At 61.3% G+C, this 22,093-nt stretch carries 18 protein-coding genes; 9 read left to right on the forward strand and 9 right to left on the reverse strand.

Annotated features, from left to right (window positions below; all coding sequences use genetic code 11):
- The 3 genes from VL752_RS13205 to VL752_RS13215 all read left to right on the forward strand — a co-directional run.
- The coding region (locus tag VL752_RS13205; protein ID WP_325355962.1) for a biotin/lipoyl-containing protein at positions 1-1,018 on the forward strand (1,018 nt) is incomplete at its 5' end.
- 1,350 nt (positions 1,019-2,368) lie between these two features.
- Positions 2,369-3,109, forward strand: a complete 741-nt coding sequence (locus VL752_RS13210) for a response regulator transcription factor (protein ID WP_325355964.1) — start codon at positions 2,369-2,371, stop codon at positions 3,107-3,109.
- Between the two features lie 251 nt (positions 3,110-3,360).
- Positions 3,361-4,587 (forward strand): glycosyltransferase, encoded by a 1,227-nt coding sequence (locus tag VL752_RS13215; protein WP_325355966.1) that lies wholly within the window; start codon positions 3,361-3,363, stop codon positions 4,585-4,587.
- Positions 4,588-4,662: 75 nt separating this feature from the next.
- Here VL752_RS13215 and VL752_RS13220 read toward each other — a convergent pair whose 3' ends face one another.
- Positions 4,663-6,120, reverse strand: a complete 1,458-nt coding sequence (locus VL752_RS13220; RefSeq protein WP_325355969.1) for an exopolysaccharide biosynthesis polyprenyl glycosylphosphotransferase — start codon at positions 6,118-6,120, stop codon at positions 4,663-4,665.
- A gap of 605 nt (positions 6,121-6,725) precedes the next feature.
- Here VL752_RS13220 and VL752_RS13225 point away from each other — a divergent pair.
- The gene (locus VL752_RS13225) at positions 6,726-8,009 is read left to right on the forward strand and encodes an outer membrane beta-barrel protein (protein ID WP_325355971.1); all 1,284 of its coding nucleotides are present in this window, start codon (positions 6,726-6,728) and stop codon (positions 8,007-8,009) included.
- A gap of 62 nt (positions 8,010-8,071) precedes the next feature.
- On the opposite strand, the gene VL752_RS13230 is transcribed toward VL752_RS13225, so the two are convergent.
- The 6 genes from VL752_RS13230 to VL752_RS13255 form a co-directional block, all read right to left on the reverse strand.
- Positions 8,072-8,674: a polysaccharide biosynthesis/export family protein gene (locus VL752_RS13230; RefSeq protein WP_325355973.1), complete on the reverse strand. Its 603-nt coding sequence runs from the start codon at positions 8,672-8,674 to the stop codon at positions 8,072-8,074.
- Positions 8,675-8,858: 184 nt separating this feature from the next.
- A complete protein-coding gene (locus VL752_RS13235; protein ID WP_325355975.1) occupies positions 8,859-11,072 on the reverse strand; it encodes a GumC family protein in 2,214 nt (737 codons plus the stop codon).
- A 261-nt stretch (positions 11,073-11,333) separates the two neighbouring features.
- Positions 11,334-12,029: a hypothetical protein gene (locus tag VL752_RS13240; protein WP_325355977.1), complete on the reverse strand. Its 696-nt coding sequence runs from the start codon at positions 12,027-12,029 to the stop codon at positions 11,334-11,336.
- A 507-nt stretch (positions 12,030-12,536) separates the two neighbouring features.
- Positions 12,537-13,697, reverse strand: a complete 1,161-nt coding sequence (gene gmd, locus VL752_RS13245) for a GDP-mannose 4,6-dehydratase (protein ID WP_325355979.1) — start codon at positions 13,695-13,697, stop codon at positions 12,537-12,539.
- Positions 13,694-14,857, reverse strand: a complete 1,164-nt coding sequence (locus VL752_RS13250) for a glycosyltransferase family 4 protein (RefSeq protein WP_325355981.1) — start codon at positions 14,855-14,857, stop codon at positions 13,694-13,696. The genes gmd and VL752_RS13250 overlap by 4 nt, the downstream gene beginning before the upstream one ends.
- 260 nt (positions 14,858-15,117) lie before the next feature.
- The gene (locus VL752_RS13255; RefSeq protein ID WP_325355983.1) at positions 15,118-15,540 is read right to left on the reverse strand and encodes a GtrA family protein; all 423 of its coding nucleotides are present in this window, start codon (positions 15,538-15,540) and stop codon (positions 15,118-15,120) included.
- 614 nt (positions 15,541-16,154) lie between these two features.
- Between VL752_RS13255 and VL752_RS13260 the strand changes: the two genes are divergently transcribed.
- The 5 genes from VL752_RS13260 to VL752_RS13280 are packed head-to-tail and all read left to right on the forward strand — an operon-like array spanning position 16,155 to position 20,321.
- Entirely contained in the window at positions 16,155-17,189 is a 1,035-nt protein-coding gene (locus tag VL752_RS13260; protein ID WP_325355985.1) for a glycosyltransferase family 2 protein, read from the forward strand.
- Positions 17,186-18,076, forward strand: a complete 891-nt coding sequence (locus tag VL752_RS13265) for an SGNH/GDSL hydrolase family protein (RefSeq protein ID WP_325355987.1) — start codon at positions 17,186-17,188, stop codon at positions 18,074-18,076. The genes VL752_RS13260 and VL752_RS13265 overlap by 4 nt, the downstream gene beginning before the upstream one ends.
- Positions 18,073-18,993 (forward strand): thiamine pyrophosphate-dependent dehydrogenase E1 component subunit alpha, encoded by a 921-nt coding sequence (locus VL752_RS13270; RefSeq protein ID WP_325355989.1) that lies wholly within the window; start codon positions 18,073-18,075, stop codon positions 18,991-18,993. Before VL752_RS13265 ends, VL752_RS13270 begins: the two co-directional genes overlap by 4 nt.
- Positions 18,983-19,972 carry an alpha-ketoacid dehydrogenase subunit beta gene (locus tag VL752_RS13275; RefSeq protein WP_325355991.1) on the forward strand — a complete coding sequence of 330 codons (990 nt, stop codon included), beginning with the start codon at positions 18,983-18,985 and terminating at the stop codon, positions 19,970-19,972. Before VL752_RS13270 ends, VL752_RS13275 begins: the two co-directional genes overlap by 11 nt.
- 37 nt (positions 19,973-20,009) lie before the next feature.
- Positions 20,010-20,321 carry a lipoyl domain-containing protein gene (locus VL752_RS13280; protein ID WP_325355993.1) on the forward strand — a complete coding sequence of 104 codons (312 nt, stop codon included), beginning with the start codon at positions 20,010-20,012 and terminating at the stop codon, positions 20,319-20,321.
- Here VL752_RS13280 and VL752_RS13285 read toward each other — a convergent pair.
- Positions 20,314-21,687 carry a hypothetical protein gene (locus tag VL752_RS13285; protein WP_325355995.1) on the reverse strand — a complete coding sequence of 458 codons (1,374 nt, stop codon included), beginning with the start codon at positions 21,685-21,687 and terminating at the stop codon, positions 20,314-20,316. The genes VL752_RS13280 and VL752_RS13285 overlap by 8 nt on opposite strands.
- Entirely contained in the window at positions 21,684-22,013 is a 330-nt protein-coding gene (locus VL752_RS13290; RefSeq protein WP_325356011.1) for a hypothetical protein, read from the reverse strand. Before VL752_RS13290 ends, VL752_RS13285 begins: the two co-directional genes overlap by 4 nt.
- Between the last annotated feature and the right edge of the window lie 80 nt (positions 22,014-22,093).

Raw genomic sequence — 22,093 nt, forward strand, 5'->3', positions numbered from 1 at the left:
CCTCTCGGGCTGGGCGGTGGAGGCGCGCATCTATGCCGAAGACCCCGCGCGGGGGTTCCTACCGTCCTCCGGCCGGATCGACATTTTCCGCCCGCCCGCCGAGACCATTGCCCAGGGCGTGACGGTGCGTGTCGATACCGGGCTCGTCGAAGGCGGCTCCGTGCCCATCCATTACGATCCGATGATCGCCAAGCTCATCACCCACGCGCCGACGCGAAGCGAGGCCATCGCCGCTCAGGCCGAAGCGCTGGACCGCTTTGCGATCGGCGGTGTCCGCCACAATCTGTCCTTCCTCTCGCAGCTCATGGCGCTGCCGCGCTGGCAGGAGGGTCGGCTTTCCACCGGGCTGATCGTCGAGGAATTCGGGGAGGCGGCGGAGGAAGTACCGCCAGATGCGGCGCTCGCCCCGCGCCTCGTCGCCATCGTCGCGGCCAATGCGCATCGCCGGGCGGCGGCGCGGCAGGCCCGCCCCGGCCGCGCGGGGGCAGCGGATGCTGCGCGCGTGGTGGTGCTGGGAGGGCAGGACTGGCCGGTGGAGACACGGGGCACGGCGGACGGTGCGGTCGCCGTTATGTTCGCTGACGGCGCGCGGCTGGTGGTCGAGAGCGGTTGGCAGGCGCCTGATCCGGTCTGGACGGGGGCGGTGGACGGTCAGGCCATGAGCCTGCAGATCGGCCGCGCGGGCGACGGGCAGGCGCTGCGCCACGGCGGCACGGTCACGACGGCGCAGGTCTGGGCGCCACGTACGCTGGAACTCTCGCGGCTGATGCCGCAGGGCGTGCGTGTCCTGGAAGGCAGCCTTTTGCGCGCGCCCATGCCGGGGGTGCTCGCCCGACTTCTGGTGGCGGATGGGGACGCGGTCCCAGCCGAGGCGCCGCTTGTCGTGATCGAAGCGATGAAAATGGAGATGGTGCTGAAGAGCCCGGTCGCCGGTCGGGTGACAGAGATTCGGGCGCAGGCCGGTGACATGCTGGCGAGCGATGCGCCCATTCTGCGGATCCTCCCGCTGGGCGGGTGAAGGCACCGGCGCGGTCCATGGCCGTGCTTGCCATGGCCGCAGCCAGACGTCAGCAGGCCGGTGATCGCGACAATTCAAATCAGCAAATGATTTGGGAGTCGACAAACCCCGCAATATACAGAATTACACCTGGACGCTTCATATCCAACCGCTCCAGTAAAGAGGGCAAGAGTATTGGTGGTATATCTCGCGAAGGATCAAATATCCGCTATCAGGGAGCTTCCGCCCACCGCATTTCGCCGCTGCGAACTCTCGCGGGCGGTGTCGGCCACAAGACCCCTGGTACGACTAACCCATCTGACCATCGACCGAGGTTGCTGACAGAGTTCTGAACCACCACCCGTCCCCCGCACTCACGGGAAAATCGCCGCTTCCAGGCGCGATGAAGCGGTCTGTGACCGAACTCTATGGAACCCGCCCGCGCGGTTCATCGTCTCCTAATTGAGGCGGCTATTGGCCCCGGTGCCGGAGGCTGCATTGTCCCGGTCGGCCATTCAGTCTGGCCCAAGTTTCGAGAAAGGGTGATGCAGAAGTTTCCCGATCAGCGCTTTAAGGATACCGATTCGGCTTCGGTTCTTGACGACCGGAGACCCACCGACAGAGAAGCGGGTAAGCTCCAGCCTTCTCGTCGAATTTGGGATACTACTATATCAGAAGCCGAATTTTCTGAAGGCAGGAAAAGCAAATGTCGCGACAAAAGCGCGATGCCGCGGGATTTCTTCAGGATCCTGGCCGAATAGCGTGGAACCACCAGTGAGACTGAAGAGCCACGGTCCCCCTGCGAACGGACGACCGCGCATCGGCTTGGTCCGTTAGTCACCCAGGAATTATCTGCTTAACTACAGCTTCGATTCTATGTAGAATTGAAACGTCGCGATTGAAGGCTGGCGCGGCCGCGGCGGCTAAAGTCAATGAGCCAGCATGGAGCAAAGTGTCTTTTAATCAGCTCCATTTGGGTAAGCTCGAGTGGAGGCAGGTGAGAGAGACTGCCTTTGCTCTTTTGTGGAACCATGCATAAATCTTGTTTGGCCAGCGGGAGCTTTACTCACGAATTGGTGATCTTGCGAGACTATCCTGGAAGCCGAAAAAACTAGTGAATTTGACGAGCGCCTTCCGGCTTACACCCTTTAATTTTCAATACCTTAAAAGCGGAAATTAAAACCGGTTCTGAATGTTGGCCGAATATTCTCGGTGTCCTACGCTGCTTTCCTAAACCTATCGGATGAACCTACAAACTTTGCATCGCCCTAAATGGGGCTTTTGCCCCGTTTAAATTTATGCGATCAGCAGACATGCATGGCCAACTGCGTCAATCCTTGACTGACAAGCAGCTGACTGAATGGAACCCAAATGAATCAGGAAGCCGGATTACCTAGAGGCTTGGCGGTTAGTGCAAGCCAATTGGTCAATATCGATGTACCATTCGAATATATACACCAGACCTTGAGTGTTGCATTGGTCGATGATCGGAAACTCTCGCGCGACTGTATCGCTCTAACTCTAAAGGCGAATTTCGACAGCCGGATCGAGGTGTCTTCCTTCGCTACCATCGAGGAGGTCTTTGCGCTCGAGGCGGTCTCGGTCGACATTGTCGTCCTCTACATTCATGAGGGCTGCGAGGCGCAGGTTCGGTCGCTCCTTGGCAGGATCAAGGACGCCCAGTTTCGGCTTCTCGTCATCACGGATGAGAGTGCGGCCAAGCTTTCGTCCTTTTTCCGGGATGCCCTGCGTGGCGGCGTGAACGGCTTCATTTCAACATCGCATACGGCGGCTGCAACCTTGCAATCCGCGATCATGTTCATCCTTAATGGGGGCGCTTTCGTGCCGCCTGAACTCTTCCTGGAGCACCACCCGGCAGCGACGGCGACCTATTCGCGCGTGGACATTGCGGACCCACTGACGAAGCGGCAGCAGGAGGTATTCAGCAAGTTGAAAGAAGGCAAGCCCAACAAGATTATTGCCTTCGAACTCGGCATGAGTGAATCGACGGCAAAAGTGCATATTCGCAATATTATGCACAAGCTGGGAGCGACGAACCGCACCCAGGCCGTATTTCTCAGCCGTAGTGGCAACGGTCTAGCCGCGCCGTAAGCCTAGCCAGCGGGCGACGCGCGCTGGATCGAGCGTCGGTGTGAGCCCAGGAACGGGCCTTGGCCTGTTCGGCGTCACACCGATTCTTGCTGGAGACCACGACGGGTGAACCGGAAACCGCGCGCAGCGCTGGAGCAGTTCACGCGGGGCATTGTCCCCTCGATCAGGGCCGGGTACCGGTCTTGGCTGTCGCGGCTCAAAGAAAACAAAAAAACATCCCATCGACGTGCAATTCACGAGGATTTCGACGATTGAGCAGCTCTATCCTCAGTAAGCCGGATGACGTATGGGCGATTGTAGCCCCGGATGTGCAGAACCGTTCGTCCGCGACAGCCTCCCGGCGGCGGGCGCCGCGGATCGCAATCGTCCATGAATGGCTGCAGGTCTATGCCGGGTCCGAGCGCGTTCTGGAGCAACTGCTGATCTGCTTTCCGGATGCCGACCTTTTTGCCATCGTCGATTTCATGCCGCCGCATGAGCGTGCCTTCCTGAAGGGCCGCAAGGTGACGACGAGTTTCGTGCAGAAGCTGCCGGGCGCCCGGAGATTCTTCAGACATTTCCTTGGACTCATGCCAATCGCGGTTGAGCAGTTCGATGTCAGTTCCTACGACATCGTCATTTCAAGCAATCATGCGGTGGCCAAGGGCGTGGTGACCGGGCCGGATCAGGTCCATATCAGCTACGTCCATTCGCCGATGCGCTATATCTGGGATCTGCAGCATCAGTATTTGCGGCAGGCGCAACTCGGCTGGTCCCCCAAGGCGCTCTACGTGCGCTGGCTCTTCAACAGGATGCGGCAATGGGACTATGCGAGTGCCCAGCATGTCGACCATTTCATCGCGAATTCCAGCTATATCGCGCGTCGCATAAAAAAGGCTTACGCCCGCGAGGCATTCGTCATCCATCCGCCTGTGGATGTGACGGACTTCACCATTGGCGGCGCTCGGGAGGATTTCTACCTTCTGGCAGGCCGCTTCGTGCCCTACAAACGCGCGGACCTTGTCGTCCGGGCCTTTGCGGCTGACGGGAGCCGCAGGCTTGTCGTGGTGGGGGAGGGGCCAGAGGCGGCCCGTGTACACGCCGCCGCCGGCGGTGCCCCCAATATCGAGTTTCGCGGCCGTGTTCCCCATCTCGAGCTTGTTCGGTTTATGCAAAGCGCGCGCGCCGCGATTTTCGCGGCCGAGGAGGATTTCGGTATCGCCATGGTGGAGGCTCAGGCCTGCGGCACGCCCGTCATTGCTTTTAGCAAGGGGGGTGCGCTTGACATCATCGATACGGCGCCGGGCACATGTCCCACGGGCGTGCTGTTCGAGGAGCAATCGGCTGAGTCGATCACCGATGCTTTGTCCCGTTTTGAATCCTTGGCCAACGACATTGTGCCCGAGACCTGCCGTGCGAACGCGTTGCGCTTCTCTCAGGAGCGTTTCCGCGACCGCATTCAGACTTTCGTGCAGGACATTGCGGCTGCGGCCGATTAACGACGCGCGAGAACGCCAGGGCTCAGCGCGGAGAAGCGCGGCCGGGCCGTGCTGGGAAGACCGATGTATGGTCGGTCAATGGGCGCCCCTACGCCCGAGAACGGCGGGCAGGGTTTTCAGCAGCACGGCAATATCAAGCCATACGCTCCAATTATTGACATACCATACGTCAAGCTGAACACGCCGGGCATAGGATGTATTGCTCCGGCCACTGACCTGCCACAGGCCCGTCACGCCCGGGCGGGTGTTGAAGTAACGAGCGATGTCATCGCCATAGAAGCGCACCTCGTTCTGCACGATCGGCCGTGGCCCGACCAAGCTCATCTGCCGGCGGATAACATTGATGAGCTGCGGCAGTTCGTCGAGGCTGGTCTTGCGCAGAAACCGCCCGAACGGCGTGACGCGCGGATCGTCGCGCAGCTTTTGAGTCGCGTCCCACTCCGCTTTCAGGGCAGGGTTCCGCTCGAACGCCTCGTTGAGGACGCGGTCGCCATTGACGACCATGGTGCGGAACTTCAGGCAGGGGAAGATCCGGCCGCCAATGCCAAGGCGCGGATGCGCGAAGAAGAGCGGCCCGTCCGAGAAGAGATTGAACAGCGCAGCGACGAGAAAGATCGGGCTTGAGAGGATCAGGAGCACCATGGCGGCGAGCACATCGATCGCCGTTTTCACCGCCTGTGCGAGCCTGCACGATGTGCCGTGCCGGAAGCTCAGCATGACGACGTCTTGGCTGAAGAAGCGGGTTGTCTGCCAGGCGAGAGCGGGCATGACGTGTGGACCCGGAGCGATTGCGAACGGCACCTTGTCGCGCAGGGCGGCGTCGATCAGCTGCCGCTGGAGGAGCGTGTCGTTATCGGTCGCAAAAAGGATTTGGGCAGCTTGGTGGCGCTTGAGAATGGCCCAGAGGAAGGCACTGTTCGAGAGCGTAAGGATGCGCTGCGGATCGACCCGACCGACGACGGCATAACCGAGGGCGGGATCCGAGGCGAGCGCGGCTTCGACGGCCAAGGCGGCATTGCCCTCGCCGATCAGCACGATCGGCAGACGCCAGGCGCCCACCTGCACCAGCAGACCCTTGGCAAGGGAGTTGGCGAGTGTTGCGAGGAGAGGGAAGAGAGCCACCGCGATCACGCCGGGAATTTGGTTGCCGAGGTCATGGCTGAAGAAGGCCGCCAGACATTGCGCACCAATCGCCCAGCCGCTTGCCAGAAAGAGCTGGCTCGCTTCGGCCCAAAAGGGTGTGCGCCTCGTATAGCGGCCACGCAGGGCGAGACAGAAAATCAGCGCGCCGAGAACGATCGGTACGATAAAAAAATCTTCCGTGACATTCGGTGGCGTTGCCGCGCGATACGTGGACAGGACCAATTGGGTCCCGATCACGAGGGCCTGCGCCAGCGTCGCGGCTGCAAGATCGGCGCCGACAAAAAGCAACGAGCAGGTAAGGGTCGGAAGCTTGGGTTGGCTCCGCGACGAAACATCGATGTCATCGGTCGTGATGGCTTGAGAGACGGGAAGCTCGTTCGAACTCGACAAGAAATCCCCCTGCGACACACGGCTTCGAATGGATCATGATTACTTGACCGGGTGCTGGTTGAGAGGTCGCCAGTTTGGGCGAATACAAGAGGTAGCAAGGTTGCCGAGAAATGCCTGTTTTGATAAAGGAACTAATCTCGGGTTCAGGGTCGTTCTTGCATCCTGGCCGGGTGGTGGAGACCGCCGCGGCTGGGCCGGCTCGAAGTGGTGCGGCCATCGCCGGATCGGAGGATACCGTGCTGCGCCCCAAGCGCCGCGGTACGCCCTTCGAGGGAGAGGCAGGTCAGTCTGCCGCTCCACCGAAGGACTGGGCCCGTTTGCTGCGCCGCACCGCGACTGTGCAGGTGCAGCAAGGGCCCATGGAGCCAGAAAGCGGTCGAAAATCGCGTCCCACCAACAAACTTGTGTTCGAAGCTCCATCCGCGCTGGATTTGTCACGACAGGGCATTATGGTAGGCCGGAAATAAGTGCACGCCTCAGACGAAGTGAAACCCGCCTGGCCTTCCTTGTAACGCCGCCTTTCGACGGATCATTCTTTGATAGAGCTTCTCTTGCCAGAGACCCGCCAGAGCCGTTCCTTGGGCCGCCGAGCCTGGGTGCTTCCATTGCTGGGCACCGCCCTGGCCTTATGGGCTAGTCCCGCCGACGCGCAGACGAGCGCCGCGGCCTATTTTCCAACCGGCAACTACGGCTATGACCAGGATCTCGGGGTCACCGTGTTGAGCCGTGCGCGGCCCGAATACGATCAGCCAGGGGTGCAACTCGGCGGCTTTACGGTGCGCCCGCAGCTCAATCAGTCGATATTCGACAACACCAATGTTAACGGCACGGGGGGTAGCAATTCCGGCAGCTGGGGGTCGGAGACCTTAGGTTCCGTCACCGGTGCGTCGGATTGGAGCCGCAACAGCCTCCAGGCGAGCCTGGGTTTCGATCATTACAGCTACTTTGCGATGCCGACCGAGGATTACACCAACTGGAATGTCGGCATCGGCGGCGGATACACGATCGCGGGCGGGCAGCTTCGCGCCAACTACGCGCATTCGACCTATAATCAGCTGGGCACCGAAATCGGCACGGCGCAATCCGAGGCGCCCTCCCAGAACACGACCGACACCGGCGACATTTCCTATGACTTCAACCTTGGCCGTGTCACCATCACACCGTCGGTTGACTTCAGTGCGTATCGCCTGGGCGATATCACGGTGAACGGTGTCAAAACAAGCCAGGCCGCGTTCAACCGCAATGTCGTGGCAGCTGGCATTGTCACGCGTTACGCGCTCAGCGGGGGCACCGGGCTGCTTCTGGTGACGCGGGGGACCAGTACGAACTATGTCAATCCGGTCCCTGGCCAGCTGAGCAATAACTCGGTGAGCGGCATGGTCCTGGCTGGGATCGAGTATCAGCCCGAGGCCGTCTGGCGCTATTCCTTGCTGGTTGGCGTCGAAACCCGAGTCTTCTCGGCATCACAATACGGGACCTTTACCGCCCCGGTGCTCTCCGGTCAGGTGGTCTGGACACCCAAGCCGGTGCTGACCTTCGCAGGGAATTTGACACGCACGGTCGAGGATGCGGATACCTCGGGCAATAACGGCTATGTCCTGAACGATCTTGGGCTCGTCGGCGATTACGAGTTGATGCGCAATGTGCTGCTGGAAGGGCGCGTGGACCTGCAATATGCCTCTTATCTGCAGGGCGGAACGCAGACGAACGAGACGTTGGGCGCCGGCGTGACCTGGCTTCTCAACCGCCGTGTGCGGCTGTCCCTGGACGATGATTACACCAACCAGAACTCTCCCGGCACCACGACACTGACGACCACGGGGCCGGATCAGCTCAGTGGCGCCTATCGCCAGAACCTCCTGATGCTGACCCTTCATCTGGCACTGTAACGCGCGCCTGCCCGCGGTTTGAAAAACCGGGGCCGGCGCGGACTTTGCGCGGCCCCCGGCCCTCAGAAATAGCGTTCGAAGATGGTCACGACATCTCCGGGCTCGATTTCCTCGCCGCGCGGCGCCCGGCCCTCGATGACATGGCCATCCTCCTTGCGGAGTATGGAAACGTAGCCGGTCTGCGCGCGATAGGTGAAGCCGCCGGCAATTGCCACCAGGGTCAGCGCCGTCATGCCTGGCTCATAGGGATATTGGCCAGGCTTGACCACTTCACCCAGGATGAAGACCGGCCGGTATTTCGATACCTCGACCGACACACTCGGGCTGTTGAGAAGCTTACGCTGCTCGAGCTCGGTCGCGATCGTTTGCGCCAGCTGCCCGGTTGTCTTGCCCTCGGCAGGCACGTCCCCCAGTAACGGCACGGAGATGGTCCCGCGGTCACTGACGGTGAAGCGGCCTGTCAGCTGGGTTTGGCCGAAGATGACGACTCGCACCTCTTCGCCTGGCCCCAAGGTGTAGCTGGTGGACGCGGTTTGCGGCAGCGGCGGCAAGCCCGAGCCGGGAGCGCAGCCGGACAAGGCCAGAGAGGCGGCCAAACCCATGGCCGGCAAGCGGATCGTCGCAGTGCGGAAGGAGGAGAAGATGGAAGAGAGAAGGGTCATCATGGCCACCGCCCGGTTCCAGTGTTGCGTGAGAAATTGACATCTGAATTGTCATTACGCTGTTTCAACGCGCATCGCTAAGCATTAAGTGGCCCCCACCGGCAGGAATTGCCACCGGAGAGTGCCGCTCGACGCTCTTTTTATCAGCCGAAAGGCGCGGGAGTTGGATGATTCCCTCGATGCGCGCTCAGGCGCTCGATGGGTGATAGCCGTCGTAATGCCGGAAGGTGTAGGAAATTCGCCCGCCATCCAGAACGGCCTTCTTCTGGTCCACTTGCGTCATGATGGCTCCCAAAATGGGAATGCCGCCATTTTGCAGCTGGCGAATCGCGTTCACAACCGCCTCCCGCGGGGTTTTTTCCCATTGCACCACGGCGAGCGTCGCGTCGACGTGCTGCCCCAGCACCAGCGCATCCGCGACCGGCAGTACAGGCGGCGTATCCATGATGACGACGTCATAGCGAGCGCGCGCATCCGCGAGCAGCGCCCGCAGGCGCCGCGAGGCGAGCATTTCCTGGCTGTCGCGGTGAATATCGCCGGCCAGGATGATGTCGAGATTGGCTCTCGGCTTCCGGATCAGCTTATCGCTGGCGCCGAGCGTACGGCCGGAGAGGATCTCGCAAAGCCCCGGCCCGCCGCTCAAATCGAGATGATGGCCCAGCGAGGGGCGGCAGAAGTCGCATTCCAGCAGCAGTACCCGCCAACCGGCCGCGGCCATGTTCTGGGCAAGTCGGGCCGCGAAGACCGATTTGCCTTCCTTGGGCAGCGAGGAGGTCACCATCAGCAAGCGTGGCCGGGCTTCGCCCAAAAGGCGCATCTGGGCGCGTAGCCGGTTGAGCGAGGCCGTGATCGCGATCTCGTTCGGTCCGCGCAGACCCTTGGCAGACGGCTTGCGGGCGATGGCCGGCAGCATGCACAGGAGGGGGATGCCGAGCACCGCCTCGATCTCCTCCGGCCGGCTGAACCCGCTGCGCAGCCTTTCGAGCAAGACCGCGACGCCGCCGCCTATTGCGAGCGAGAGCGCCGTGGCGAGCACAAAGATCCGCCCGCGCTTGGGCGAGGAGGGGCCGAGCGGGGGGTCGGCGCGTGACACGAGGGAGGCATCGGGTGACTGGATGCCGGCCACATTGGCGAGCTGGGCGGCGCGGGTCAGGAAGCTTTCATAAAGACTGCGCGTGGCTCGGGCCTGGGACTCGAGCGTGTTGAGGCCAAGCTCCGCCGCACTCTCTTTGCCGACTGCGTCGCGCAGCTGATCAAGCTGCTGTTGCAGTAACGCCTTCTGCGCGCGTGTGGCCCGGACTTGCACTGTCAGGCCACGGATCACCGAGGCTATTTGGGACCTTGTCCGCGCGGCGATGGCGCGGGCACTGGCGTTGGCTGACTTCAGGTCGGGATTGGCGGCGCCTAACGAGGAGCCGAGCTCGGCCGTATGGGCATAAGCTGCCGCCGATTGCTGCAAAAGCGCCGCGATCATGGGAGAGGACAACACGGCCGGCAGATCGGCGGGCGAAACGTGCCCTGTCACAGCCGCTTGCGCCGCCTTGAGGTCGCCCTCTTTCTGGCTGAGATCGCGGGAAACATCCACAAGTGCGGCGCTGGTCGCGTTCAGCTGCTGTCGGTTGATGGTCTCTTCCCGTTGGCCTCCCGCATTGTCAAAGGACGCGGGCGATGCCTCGGCCAAGCCATGACTCTGACGATAGGCCTCCACCGCATCGTCCCTCCGCCGTACCTCGTCGGCGAGGGAGGCCACCTGATGCTGCAGCCAGTCATGGGCACGCTGCATCGCCGCGAATTTCTCCTGTACCTTGAAGGCCAGGAACTGTTTCGCAAACTCGTTGGCGATTGCGGCACTCAGGGTCGGGCTGACGGTTGTGGCGACGATGCCAAGCAGGCGGGATTGGACCTGGTTCGAAAAGCCGACCTTTCCACTCAGAACCGCGGCGGTGATCGCTTCCTTATCGCTCTGGGTCAGGGGCTTGCTCGGCTGCGGATGGAGAAGGTGATGGTCCGTCAGCCAGCGACGGACCGTCCCGCTCATACCCTGTCCGCGGGGCATGAATTGCGCATTATGGGTGAGATCGAGCGCTTGGACGACGCCCAGAGCCAGCGAGGGCGAACTCAGGATATCGATCTGCGTCCGCATGAGGCTCACCATATCCTCGCCTTCATTCGAAATCGCCTGAAGGTCGCTCACCTGGGTGCGCTGGGGTTCGATGATGAGCGTCGTCTGAGCGGTATAAAGCTTCGGCATCTGCCCGACCGCGAGGACCGCGCCACCTATGCCGATCAGGAGCGCGACGGCGACTATCCAAAATCGCCGTCGCAGGATGGGAAGAATACGCCCGAAGGGCACCGCAGCAGGCTCGGCGCTGGATGCCGTATCGCGCATGGGCACGGACACAGCATCGCCGTGCGCGCTCGTCGCAACATTAGAGCGAGGGAAAGTTCTATCCCGCATCAACAATCCTGTCCGCGTGCAGACTCAATTTAGTTCTGGTGCCAGGCCCTAGCCTAGCATCGCCCCGCGAACAGGCTTGCTCATTCCTGTGGGCAGCTCGACAAGCGGGCGAGACACGAGGCCCTAGCCCTTTTGGCCAGGGCTTTTACGGTCGCCAGTGCGGAGCCTCTACAACGGAAGATGGGGCGGCAGCAGGCTAGCGGATCATTTGTCGTGCTTGCTATGCGGGCCGGAGACACCGCGTGAACCGGCTTTTCGGGTGGTTCCGGCCTCCACGTTGCGCCGGGACCTCACAGGATGCTCCGCCGACGCGGCCTCGGATTGCGGACCCAACGCCGGCAAGGTGAGCCGGCCGCGCCCTCCGTAAGCGTCCCGGGCGCCCGGCGAGGAAGGGCGCGGTGTATGCTTTCGGCGCTCCGGCTGGTCTTCGGCCAGCAGCAGGTTGAGAGGCGCAAATGTGCCGCCCTCAAACGCAAAGGCGAAGGAGGTTATAGCCATTTCGATGCTGGTCGACCGTGTCGACAGATGTCCGCTGGCACCGAGACTGAGGGAGTGTTTCACGGCCGCCATCTGATCGGCTTCATCATCCTCCGTCACGAGAACGATGGGCTGGGCGAAGCCCGCCTTGCGCAGAGACGCGATCTGCTGCGGAAGGTGATCATCCAGGCTGCTGGAGCGAAGGACAATGAGATCAACATCGGCAACGGCGCACTGAGCGAGCAAATCGCCGAAGCTCGCGAAAGGGGTCGCCGAAATTGGCGAATCGGCGTGCGAAAGGGCAATCGTCATGCACTCGCGGGTCAACTGGCAGTGATCGATCCAGGCTACGCGGATATGTCCCGGCATCATCTTGTCCAGATTAAAGTGCGCTTTGGCTCGCGCGATGTCCGACCGTTCCAACGAGTGGCTGCCTCCAGCGCAGTCGCGATCACTGGCGCGCCATGTGATGCAGTGGAGCCAGGACAGTGTTCAATCGATGTTTCACTGTACGATTACCGGGAACTCGTGGTCCGCTCTACTAATGCGATAGTAAAATCTTAGCTTGTAAACAAGGTTTCGCGGCATAATCACAATAGATAATCAACCCTTGGGTATTTTCTGCCCGGTTCGCGCGGATCTACATCAGTGCACGTAAACCTGCAGATAAATCTCACAGGATTTAGATCGCGTAATCAACGGGATCGGCAATTGCCGACGTTAATTCTTAGTCTCCGTCAAACATTTAAAGCTCGATGACTTTGGGTCCAAGCGACCCAAAGTCATCGAGCTCCAGGCGGTCGCGGATTGACGACGCCAGAGTGGGGCGTGCGATCTGCATGAGAGATCGCACGCCCCCGAGGGAGGCGACAACGCGCCCGGGTGGCACCCCGGGAACCGGAGCGCCTCAGTTAACAGCAGGTCGTTCGGCTATAATGCAGGCACTGATATGGACGCGTGATCCAACTGCGAAATCTGATCAATGAGCGGGTCAAGAATTGAAGACGGATCGGCCGGCCGCGCTGCGCGCCGATGGCGTTCCAGATCCGCGTTCAGCATGATCCTGCACAGCTCCTGCGCGGTCGTCGTGGGCTGCCAGTTGATCGTCTTCCGCGCCTTTGACGGATCTCCGATGAGAGAATCGACCTCAGCAGGGCGGTAGTAATCCGACGCGACTTCGACGAGAACGGCGCCGGTGCGCGCGCAGCGGCCGACTTCCGCTGCTCCGGCTCCAGACCATTCAATTTCCCGACCGATCAGGAGAAACGCCCAGGTGGCGAAGCTGCGCACGCTATGGGTTTTGTTCGTCGCAAAAACCAGAGTGTGGGGCTCGTCGGCCTGAAGCATGGACCACATGCCCGCCACGTATTCGGGCGCATAGCCCCAGTCGCGCTCGGCATTGAGGTTGCCCAGGCGCAAGGGCGTCGTACTGCCGAGTGCAATCTGGGCGACGCAATCGGTGATTTTCCGTGTCACGAAATCCTGGCCGCGAAGCGGGGACTCATGGTTGAACAATATGCCGCAACTGGCGAAGATATCGTAGGACTCGCGGTAGTTGATCGCCATCCAATGGGCATAGAGCTTCGCGGCCGCGTAGGGGCTTCGCGGATAGAACGGCGTGGTCTCCGACTGGGGAACCGCCTGGACCCGCCCGAACATTTCGGCGCTGGAGGCTTGATAGAACCGGATATTGCGATTGACGGCTCGGACCGCTTCGAGAAAATGGACAGTTCCGAGGCCGGTGATTTCGGCAGTCGTCACCGGCTGGTCGAAAGAAGCACCGACGAAGCTCTGCGCACCGAGGTGATAAACCTCCGTTGCATTGGAGGCCTCGAGTATCCGGATGCAAGATCCGGGGTCGGTCAGATCATGGACGAGTAATTTCAACCTCGGATGGTGTCTGATCCCGAGTTCCTCGAGGCGCCAGAAATTGGGTGTGCTGGTTCGCCGATAGGTTCCAAAGACGGTGTAACCTTTGTCGAGCAGGAAGCGCGCCAAATAGGCGCCGTCCTGACCTGAAATGCCGGTGATGAGCGCGGTGCTCGTCGTCGGCGCCTCAGGCGAACCGGGAATGTCGTCGATCCCTTTCATGCTACTTTCTCACTAACAAGGCGGGGTCCACTATTGGCTTTCCCGAGGGCGGTGACATGCATGTCCCAACGGGACCATACGAATCGGCTGAAGTCGGCTTTAAAGGCTTCGGTGGAGAAGCGCAGCGCGTTGCTGCGAATCACCTGGGGATCAAACTTGGTGTCCATGGCTTCGAATTGCTCGACGATATCGACGATGGAATCGGCGGTCTGCTCGTGGAAATGCAGGCCGGTTTTGCCGTTGATGATGGTTTCGGTCGCGCCGCCGCGGCCAAAGGCGAGGACCGGTGTTCCGCAGGCCTGCGCCTCAAGCGGCGCGATACCGAAATCTTCCTCGGCGGCGAAGATGAAGGCGCGCGCTCTTTGCAGATGGCTGAGGAGCACGGGAAAGGGTTGGTAGCCGAGAAGAGTGACGTTCGGCGTGGCGATTTTCTGGATCCGTTTGAATTGCGGCCCGGTGCCGATCATGATCAGCCTCCGGTTCGGCATCTTCGCAAAAGCTTCGACGATCAGATGCATCTTCTTGTACGGAACCATGCGCGACGATGCGAAGTAGAAATCCTCCCGCGTATCACCGATGACAAACTGGTCGGTTGCGACATTCGGATAGATGACGTCCGACTCACGGCGATACGCTTTCCAGATGCGCCTGGAGATATAGCGTGAGCAGGCGATGAAATGGTCGACATGCTGGGCGCTTTGCTGATCCCAGATGCGGATCTTATGGAGAAAATAGCGTGCGAAAGCGCTGCGAATGCCGCGCTCGATTCCGGACTCCGTCAAATACTGTTCCTGCAGGTCCCAAGCGTATCGCATTGGGCTGTAGCAGTAGCAGATGTGGAGCTGATTGGGTCCGGTTATGACCCCTTTGGCAACCGCATGAGAATTGGAAATGATGAGGTCGTAGCTGCTGAGATCCAATTGCTCGATGGCGAGCGGCATGAGCGGCAGCATGTCGCGATAAAAATGCCGGACGAACGGAATCTTCTGGAGAAAGGTCGTCTTGACCCTGCCCTTCTTGATGACAGCACGATTCTCGTCGGGCAGCACATCAATTAGGCTGAAGATGTCGGCGTCGGGAAAAAGCGAGAGTATGACCTCAAGCACTTTTTCCGACCCCGCCCAGGTATTAAACCATTCATGTACCAGAGCGACTTTCAAGGTGACACCTCGCAACTGGATCGCCCATGCGCCGGGGCAGCGAGATTGAAAGCCATGGGCACCTAAGCCTCCTGTCGCCAAATGTTGAAGCGATATCAGGACACAGAGAGCGAAAGCTTGCCAATTGTTATAATGACTGGGGATCTAGTCATTTCGAATTAAGTTCTTTATTCGGCATGGCCTGGCATCAACCGCACGGAACGAGAACGGCCGCGGTCGGGGCGGCCTTGGAAGAGCCGAGCCAAGGCCCGTTGCTACGCTTACGCCCGCGCGGGGCTGCGAAACACGAAAAGACGCGCCCCGAGATAGTTCCAGATCAGCACAAGGCCGGTCGCCACGGCCTGGGCCAAAAGATAATAGGCGCCGAGGTCGCGTAATGTCACGAAGATCAAGGTATTGAGGCCAAGGCCGATGACGTTAACGATCAGGAACTTCAGAAGGCCCTTCCTGAAGCCGGTGCCGGAGTTCTTGAAGGTGTAGGAGAAGTTGAGAAAATAGCTCGTGGCGGCGCCACACAGATAGGCGCAGACGGCGGCTACTGTTGGATTGTTGCGCACGACCTCGATGAGGAGGACGAGGACACCGTATTGGACGATGGTTGCGGTTCCACCTGAAACCAGAAAAAGAAACAATTGCCGAGCATCGGACCGCTTTGTGACGTCACGAAACACACCCGCCTTCATGGTCATCCTATACTGCAAAAGCGGCCTGAATGGCTCCGCCAAGGCCCCAATACAAGGAAAGGATGGCCTTGTGCCTATTGTCCATTGGGAGACGGCCGAGCTACGTCAATCGAGCGGGGCGGGAGCGCCGAGACCGTATCGGGCAAGGCCTTGCGGTGCTCATCTTGTCCCTTCAGGACAGGAGGATGAGCGGAAGCCTGCACGCGGAATTCACGGCCCCGTGCATCGCTTTGCTCCGCCGGCTTGGCCGGGGGTCGGCTAGGCCATAAGCCATACGGGTATACCCGTATGCGTTATAAAGTCTTACTTGCTCCTTTTAACCGCTTCTACAATGATGGGTGGGCGCAGTCGGCTGCTTTATCGATCGTTCCCACTCTCAGGCTAGGTGACCGAAGTGGAAATTATCGGTCTGCATTCTTGGCGTCCTTCGAGAAATACCGAGCGATCGTGATGGCGGTCACGCACCCGAGATGCGTCAGCGCGGGCAGTGCCTGCGGCGAAATTCGGCTCTATTGATAGATAGGCTGGCGAGACAGCAGATGCACCTTGATTGGCAAGGGTATGTCGTCGCTGGCTGCACGGAACAGTGGCATGAGTGCAGGTGAGGTTGGATCATGCGTGCGAGCGTCGTAATTCGGTCGAAGGATGAAGCCGATCGCCTTCGTCTGACGCTGACCTCACTCGCTTGCCAAAGCGAGCGGCCGGAGGTGGTGGTGGTGAATGATGGATCATCCGACCACACCCGCAGCGTCCTGGCCGAGATGCATGGCGCGCTTGACCTTATTGCGATTCATCACGAGAGGTCAGTCGGTCGCTCTGCCGCTGCCAATGCGGGTGCCGCGGAAGCGAGCGGCGACATCATTGTCTTCCTCGACGGCGATACGCTAGCGGCGCCCGACATGGTGCAGCGGCATGTCCAGGAGCACAGCCGCCAGGAAGGGCTCATCGTCCGTGGCGAAACGTGGCACCTGCGCTGCACGCGCCTGTTTCTCGATCCTGAAGCAGGCACGCCCAAACCAGGCGAGGAGGCCAAGGTCGCGCGGATGACCGAGGCTGAACGCGCGAAATCAATCGTCACACGCGCGCAGATTCGCAATGCCTTCGAGACGGTCGATAGTCGCGCTCAGGCTGGCATCTATCCAGGCTTCGGTCCGCGCAGACTCTATGAGTTGGAGATGGAGGCACTGAGAACGCAGCCGGATTGCAGTGTGCTCTGGGCTGCCGCCTCCGGCTCCAATCAATCGCTGGCACGGACGGCGTTCATCGACAGCGGCGGCTTCCATCCGGAGCTGACCATCAATGAGCATCGCGAACTCGCCTTGCGGTTGTGCGAACAGGGTTTGCGCATGGCCGGCTGCGCGGGCCGCACCTATCATATGATTCATCGCAGTGGCTGGCGCGATCCGCTGCAAGAGCGGGACTGGGAAGACATCTTCTACCGCGCTCACCCGCTGCCAGAAGTCGAACTGCTGCCCCTTCTGTGGGAAAGCCTGAGTGACACAGACATGATCCCCGCGTCGTCTCGTATCCGCACGTTGCGAGATCTTGAGAAGGCAGCAGCGCTTTGCCGGGGCTTGGGCAATCGCCAGGCCGTGCGCAAGGCGCATATGCACTACACAAGCAATGTCAACGAGGGTGTAGGCGCTTGATGGACTCCCGAACCATTCCCATTCTCGCCGCCGTGACCGCGAATGAGCAGGTCATTGTCGAAGCGGCCGCCGGGCATCTTGCGGATTCACTGAGTCGGACCGCGGCGGAGCCATGGGCGGTTTCCGCCACGCGCGTGGCCGATTTGGGCGCAGTCCTCGATGTGCCGGCCGGCTCCGTCATTGTCACATCGCTCGCCCTGGCCCTCGCGCCGATCGAAAGGTCCTGGCCCGATGTAGAGCAGGAATTGCACCGCACCTACGAGGCGCTTTGTGCCACGGGCAATCCGGTCTTCATCTGTACCTTGTTGCGGCATGTGGAGAGTGAAGACGATATTGAAGGCGCCGACCGTATTCGCCGGCGTCTCCGCCAGCTCAACCTCTTGGCCACGGAACTGTCCCGTGCGTACGGCGCCCTGGTGATCGATCTTGACCGGGTGCTGGCCGATGTCGGTGCGCGGCGCCTGGAAACCGACTATCGCCTTGGCGGCAAGGCGGCTGTTGAGCTCGCGAGCAATGCGGTTGCCGTCTGCGTCGTAGCCAATGCACTCGATGCCTTCGTGCCGGCCGAGATACAGGATGCGGCACGGCTTATTCTCGAAAGTGAACGGCCATCTGTCGGGTTGACGACCGATCAGATGATGACGAACCTCATGGCCATGGGACAGGGACGACGCAAGCAACGTGTCGCGACCGTGACCGCCGAGGTGCAGGAAAACCATGTCGGATGGCTGGTGCGCCAGGTTTTGAAGGGCCAGATCGGCCGCCGCGAGGCGCTCGACAAGCTCACCGGCGCTGTGCGGCGCCGCGGCGCGCGTGAAAGTGCCTGGCTTCTGATCAGCGGTGTCGCGCGGATGGCCAGGACGCAAGAGGTAGGTCGGCGCCCATGAAACCCAATTCCTTCACGATGCTCCGCGCGATGACGCGGATTCGTGCCTTTGAAACGGCTCTGGCCGCGCGGCCGGATCACGGATTTCAATTGCTCTCGAGCGGCGAGGAGGCCGTGGCCGTCGGCTTGAGTTCGGCCTTGAATGCTGGCGATCAGCTGTTGACTGGTGGCCGTTCGATCGGCCCGGTCATTGCGCGGGGTGCCGATCCGCGGCGGGTGATGGCGGAGTTGCTGGGAAAGACGGATGGCATGAATGGCGGCCGTGCCGGCCGCGGCCACCTCTCGGATCCCGGGTCCGGTTTTTTCGGTGCCCATGCCGTGGTCGGCGGCAACATCAGCATCGCCGCAGGCGTGGCACTCGCCAAGCAGCTGGATGATGACGGTAGCATCGTCGCCGTTCTCTTCGGTGATGGCGCCTGCGGTTCAGGCGCCTTGCACGAGACGCTGAATATGGCTGCGATCTGGAAACTGCCGTTGCTCTTCGTATGCAACAACAATCAATGGTCAGTATCGACGGCACGGCAGGACGCATTGGCGCCCCGTCGGCTTTCTGACATCGGCGCGACATTCGGTTTGCCGGCTTGCACTATCGACGGACTCGACGTTGAAGGCGTGGCCGCGACCATCGGAGAGGCTGCCGACAAGATCCGCCAGGGTCATGGTCCGGCTTTCGTTGAATGCACCTCGATCCGTCTGAGGTCGCATTCGACCACGGCGCGGGAAACCCGCAAACGTCAGGAGCTTGCAGAGTTGCTCACGCATTGCCCGATTCGGCGCCAGATCGCCCGGCTGGGTCTGGACGAGGATACCGTCGAGATGCTGGACCGGGAGGCGGCCGAATTCGCGGCCGAGGCCTTGGCCTTCGCCGAGGCCTCGCCCTATCCGAGTGCTGCGGGGGTTTTGACCGATGTTGGATAGCCTCGGTGTGCCGACCAAGAGACTGTTCTTTCGCGAAGCGGTTGCCAAGGCCGTGCGCGAGGAAATGCTGCGCGACGGGCGCGTTCTGGTCATGGGCCAGGACGTCGGCTCCTTCGGTGGCTCCTATCGCGAGTTCGATGGGCTGTTCGCGGAGTTTGGTGCGGCGCGGGTGCGTGATACGCCGGTCGCGGAAAACGCCAGCATTGGCATAGGTGCCGGGGCTGCGGCTGCGGGATACCGCCCGCTGGTCACGATCACCTATATGGACTTTCTGATGCTTGGCTTCGATCCACTCATCAACTACGCGGCCAAGCTGCGCTACAAGACCGGTGGCGGGCTGACAGCGCCGGTCGTGGTCAAGACAACGGCCGGGGCCCAGGGCCAGGGCGTCGCCCATTCCCAGTGTATCGAGGCCTGGCTCATGAGCGTGCCGGGTCTGAAGGTGGTGGCGCCGTCGACGCCTGCCGATGCGTACGGTCTGATGAAGACGGCGCTCCGCGCCGATGGCCCTGTGGTCTACATCGATCACAAGCGTCTCTTTCCGGTCCCTGGCGAAGTGCCGTTGGCCGGGGATCTGATTCCGTTTGGCCAGGCGGCCGTGCGGCGGGAGGGGACCGATGTTACGATTACCACGCACAGTTTCATGACACGCGTTGCCCTCGAGGCCGCGGAGCGGCTTGAAGGCGACGGCATATCCTGTGAGGTGATCGACCTGCGCAGCCTGGCGCCCTTGGATATGGCAACCATTATCCAGTCCGTGGCCAGAACGGGCGCTTTGGTCACCCTTGAAGAAGGTCAGGTGACCACGGGGGTGGGTGCTGAGGTGATTGCCCGTGTGGTCGAGACCATCGGTCATTTGCCCTGGGCGCGTGTCGGCGCCTTGCCGGCGCCGGTGTCGTCAAATCCGGTCCTCGAGGCGGCTTGCGTCCCTAACGCGACGCGCGTGGCCGAGGCGGTCCGTAACCTGTTGGCGCGCTGAACCCGCGCGTCTGGTTTTGATTTTAAAGGAGGAATGAATGGGTATGATTTACCGCTTGTCGGTTCCCGCTGCTGTGCCCGGTGTGGAGGAAGTGCGCGTCCTGGAATGGCATGGGGAGGCAGGCACGGTCTTCGCACCTGGCGATCTGATCGTCGAGCTGGAAACCCACAAAGCGGTGGTAGAGGCGAGGGCCGGTCAGGCAGGGGTGCTTCGTGAGATCAAGTCCGCGGCCGGAGACTGGTGCGGCATCGGTTCGGCCCTGGCCATGTTCAGCGACACGGCGGACGAGGCGCTGCCCGACGGTCCGGACGGCGCCCCCGATCTGGTGATTGAGTTCGCTATTATCTGACGGCGGCGGCCAGGGGGGCATCGGCGCGGCGAAGGTCGCTCAGGATGCCCCGAACCTCCTGCCGCAGGAGCGTTTGCATCAGGCCGCTTTGATGGATGCCGTCTGGCAGGTGCTCGGCGCCGCCGATGTCCGCGGCGATCGCGTCGACATCAACGATATGGAGCTCGCGCTCGTCGGCAACATCCTCCAGCATCAGGTTCCATTCCTTCGCAGCCACCAGAGACAGCGTATCGCTCAGCGGTGCATCGAAGGCCAGATAGCTGGAAACATCCTCGTAGCCTGAAGTGGACATACGGTTGAGGATGATGACGCGCCCACCCGTGGTACGGGCGATCTTGTCAATCAACGTGATGTAATCCTGCTTGATGTCATTGACCGAGCGCCTGACCGGTTCGAAAGATTCGGCAAGCCAGGCCCGGACGGCGGGTCCGGCGGCTACCTGATGATGACGCATGATGTGGATGTGGTAGCCAAGCTTCCGGTGCCTGAGGATCGTGCTCGGCTCAACCGCGAGGGAGAGCAGCACCGCGTCCGCAGGTCCCAGACGGGCCAATCCATTGGCGGAGAAGATGCTGTAACTGTCCCGGATCGGATTGCGCTGCATCACCGAAAGAATGGTGCCCGCGAACATCAGATCATCCGGTGTCGGCGCGGTCGCGCTGCGGCTGAAAAAGCTCCTCAAATCCCCGGCGATGGCATCGAACTGTTGAGGCGTGCGCTGAAGCTGGTCGAGCAGCAGAGGGGTTGCCGGGGCAAGAGGATGATCCGGCACAGAGACCATTTGAGCGGCCATCTGCGTCGTCTCGAACATTTCGAGGAAGGCGCATTGCTCGCCCAGAATCAGGCCGGTCGCGTCGCAGACGCCGAGACTTAGCAGCGTGACCGGCGTTTCCCCCTCGTCGCACCACCAGCCGCGCGTGCGGCCGTGCCAGCCGGGAAGCAGGCCGGAATGGGTATCCGCGAGGGCCGTCATTCGCCGCCCGGCAAGAGCCAGCAGGCGCAGGCGCGACGGGTTCATCGCCCGATCATAGGCGCCGGGATCGGGGGTGATACTTGCGATGACGGTTTCCGCATTCCAGGCGTCAACCGTGCGGACGCTCAGATAGCCGCCGCGTGCGGTCGAGGAGTCGGTCGTAATCGTGCCGCCAACTCGTGATGCAAAGGCGATCTGCAGTTCAAGCTCATCGGCGAAGGGCGGCGGTCCGCTGAGGCGGCTGGTCGTGGGTTCCAGGATGATGTTGCAATAGGCAAACACCTGGTTCGGGCCGCAATACTGGCCGGATTCGCAGAGCCAACGCACGCCGGAGCGAAGGATATTATACCCTTCCGCTCGCAGCGGTCCGAGATGGAGCTCAATTGCGCTCATAGCTGGCTTCCTGTCCACATGCCATCGTGGTGGACAATGCCGGCGACCGTCGTGCGCACCGGACGGCTGGCGGATTCGCCGAGGTCCTCGTCCGGGCTCGTGCTGAATACTGCCATCTGCTCGTCCAGCTGAGAGAAACCGCCGGGCGCGAGTTCGAGTTTCCGAAGATAGACCGCTTCGCGCAGAACGACCCGAAAAAACGAGATCGGAGGACATTCCTGGGCGAAGGCACTGCTCAGATCGATGCTGATGTCGAAGAGCTTGCTGCCCATCTTCAGGTTGTCACCGGGCTTCGCGTGCAGACACTCCACGGTTGCTCCGGTCATCTGCGTCACGATCGAGGGTAGCCGGAATTCATAAATCATAGATTGTCTCTACTGATTAGTGGGGCCAGCGCCATTTTTGA

The organism is Acidisoma sp., assembly GCF_035492295.1.
Classification (GTDB): domain Bacteria; phylum Pseudomonadota; class Alphaproteobacteria; order Acetobacterales; family Acetobacteraceae; genus Acidisoma.

Coding starts and splice junctions, on each gene's coding strand:
- VL752_RS13270 (WP_325355989.1), top strand. CDS start 18,073: ATGAAACCCAATTCCTTCACGATGCTCCGCGCGATGACGCGGATTCGT.
- VL752_RS13275 (WP_325355991.1), top strand. CDS start 18,983: ATGTTGGATAGCCTCGGTGTGCCGACCAAGAGACTGTTCTTTCGCGAA.
- gmd (WP_325355979.1), bottom strand. CDS start 13,697: ATGAAAGGGATCGACGACATTCCCGGTTCGCCTGAGGCGCCGACGACG.
- VL752_RS13280 (WP_325355993.1), top strand. CDS start 20,010: ATGGGTATGATTTACCGCTTGTCGGTTCCCGCTGCTGTGCCCGGTGTG.
- VL752_RS13260 (WP_325355985.1), top strand. CDS start 16,155: ATGCGTGCGAGCGTCGTAATTCGGTCGAAGGATGAAGCCGATCGCCTT.
- VL752_RS13255 (WP_325355983.1), bottom strand. CDS start 15,540: ATGAAGGCGGGTGTGTTTCGTGACGTCACAAAGCGGTCCGATGCTCGG.
- VL752_RS13210 (WP_325355964.1), top strand. CDS start 2,369: ATGAATCAGGAAGCCGGATTACCTAGAGGCTTGGCGGTTAGTGCAAGC.
- VL752_RS13285 (WP_325355995.1), bottom strand. CDS start 21,687: ATGAGCGCAATTGAGCTCCATCTCGGACCGCTGCGAGCGGAAGGGTAT.
- VL752_RS13230 (WP_325355973.1), bottom strand. CDS start 8,674: ATGATGACCCTTCTCTCTTCCATCTTCTCCTCCTTCCGCACTGCGACG.
- VL752_RS13290 (WP_325356011.1), bottom strand. CDS start 22,013: ATGACCGGAGCAACCGTGGAGTGTCTGCACGCGAAGCCCGGTGACAAC.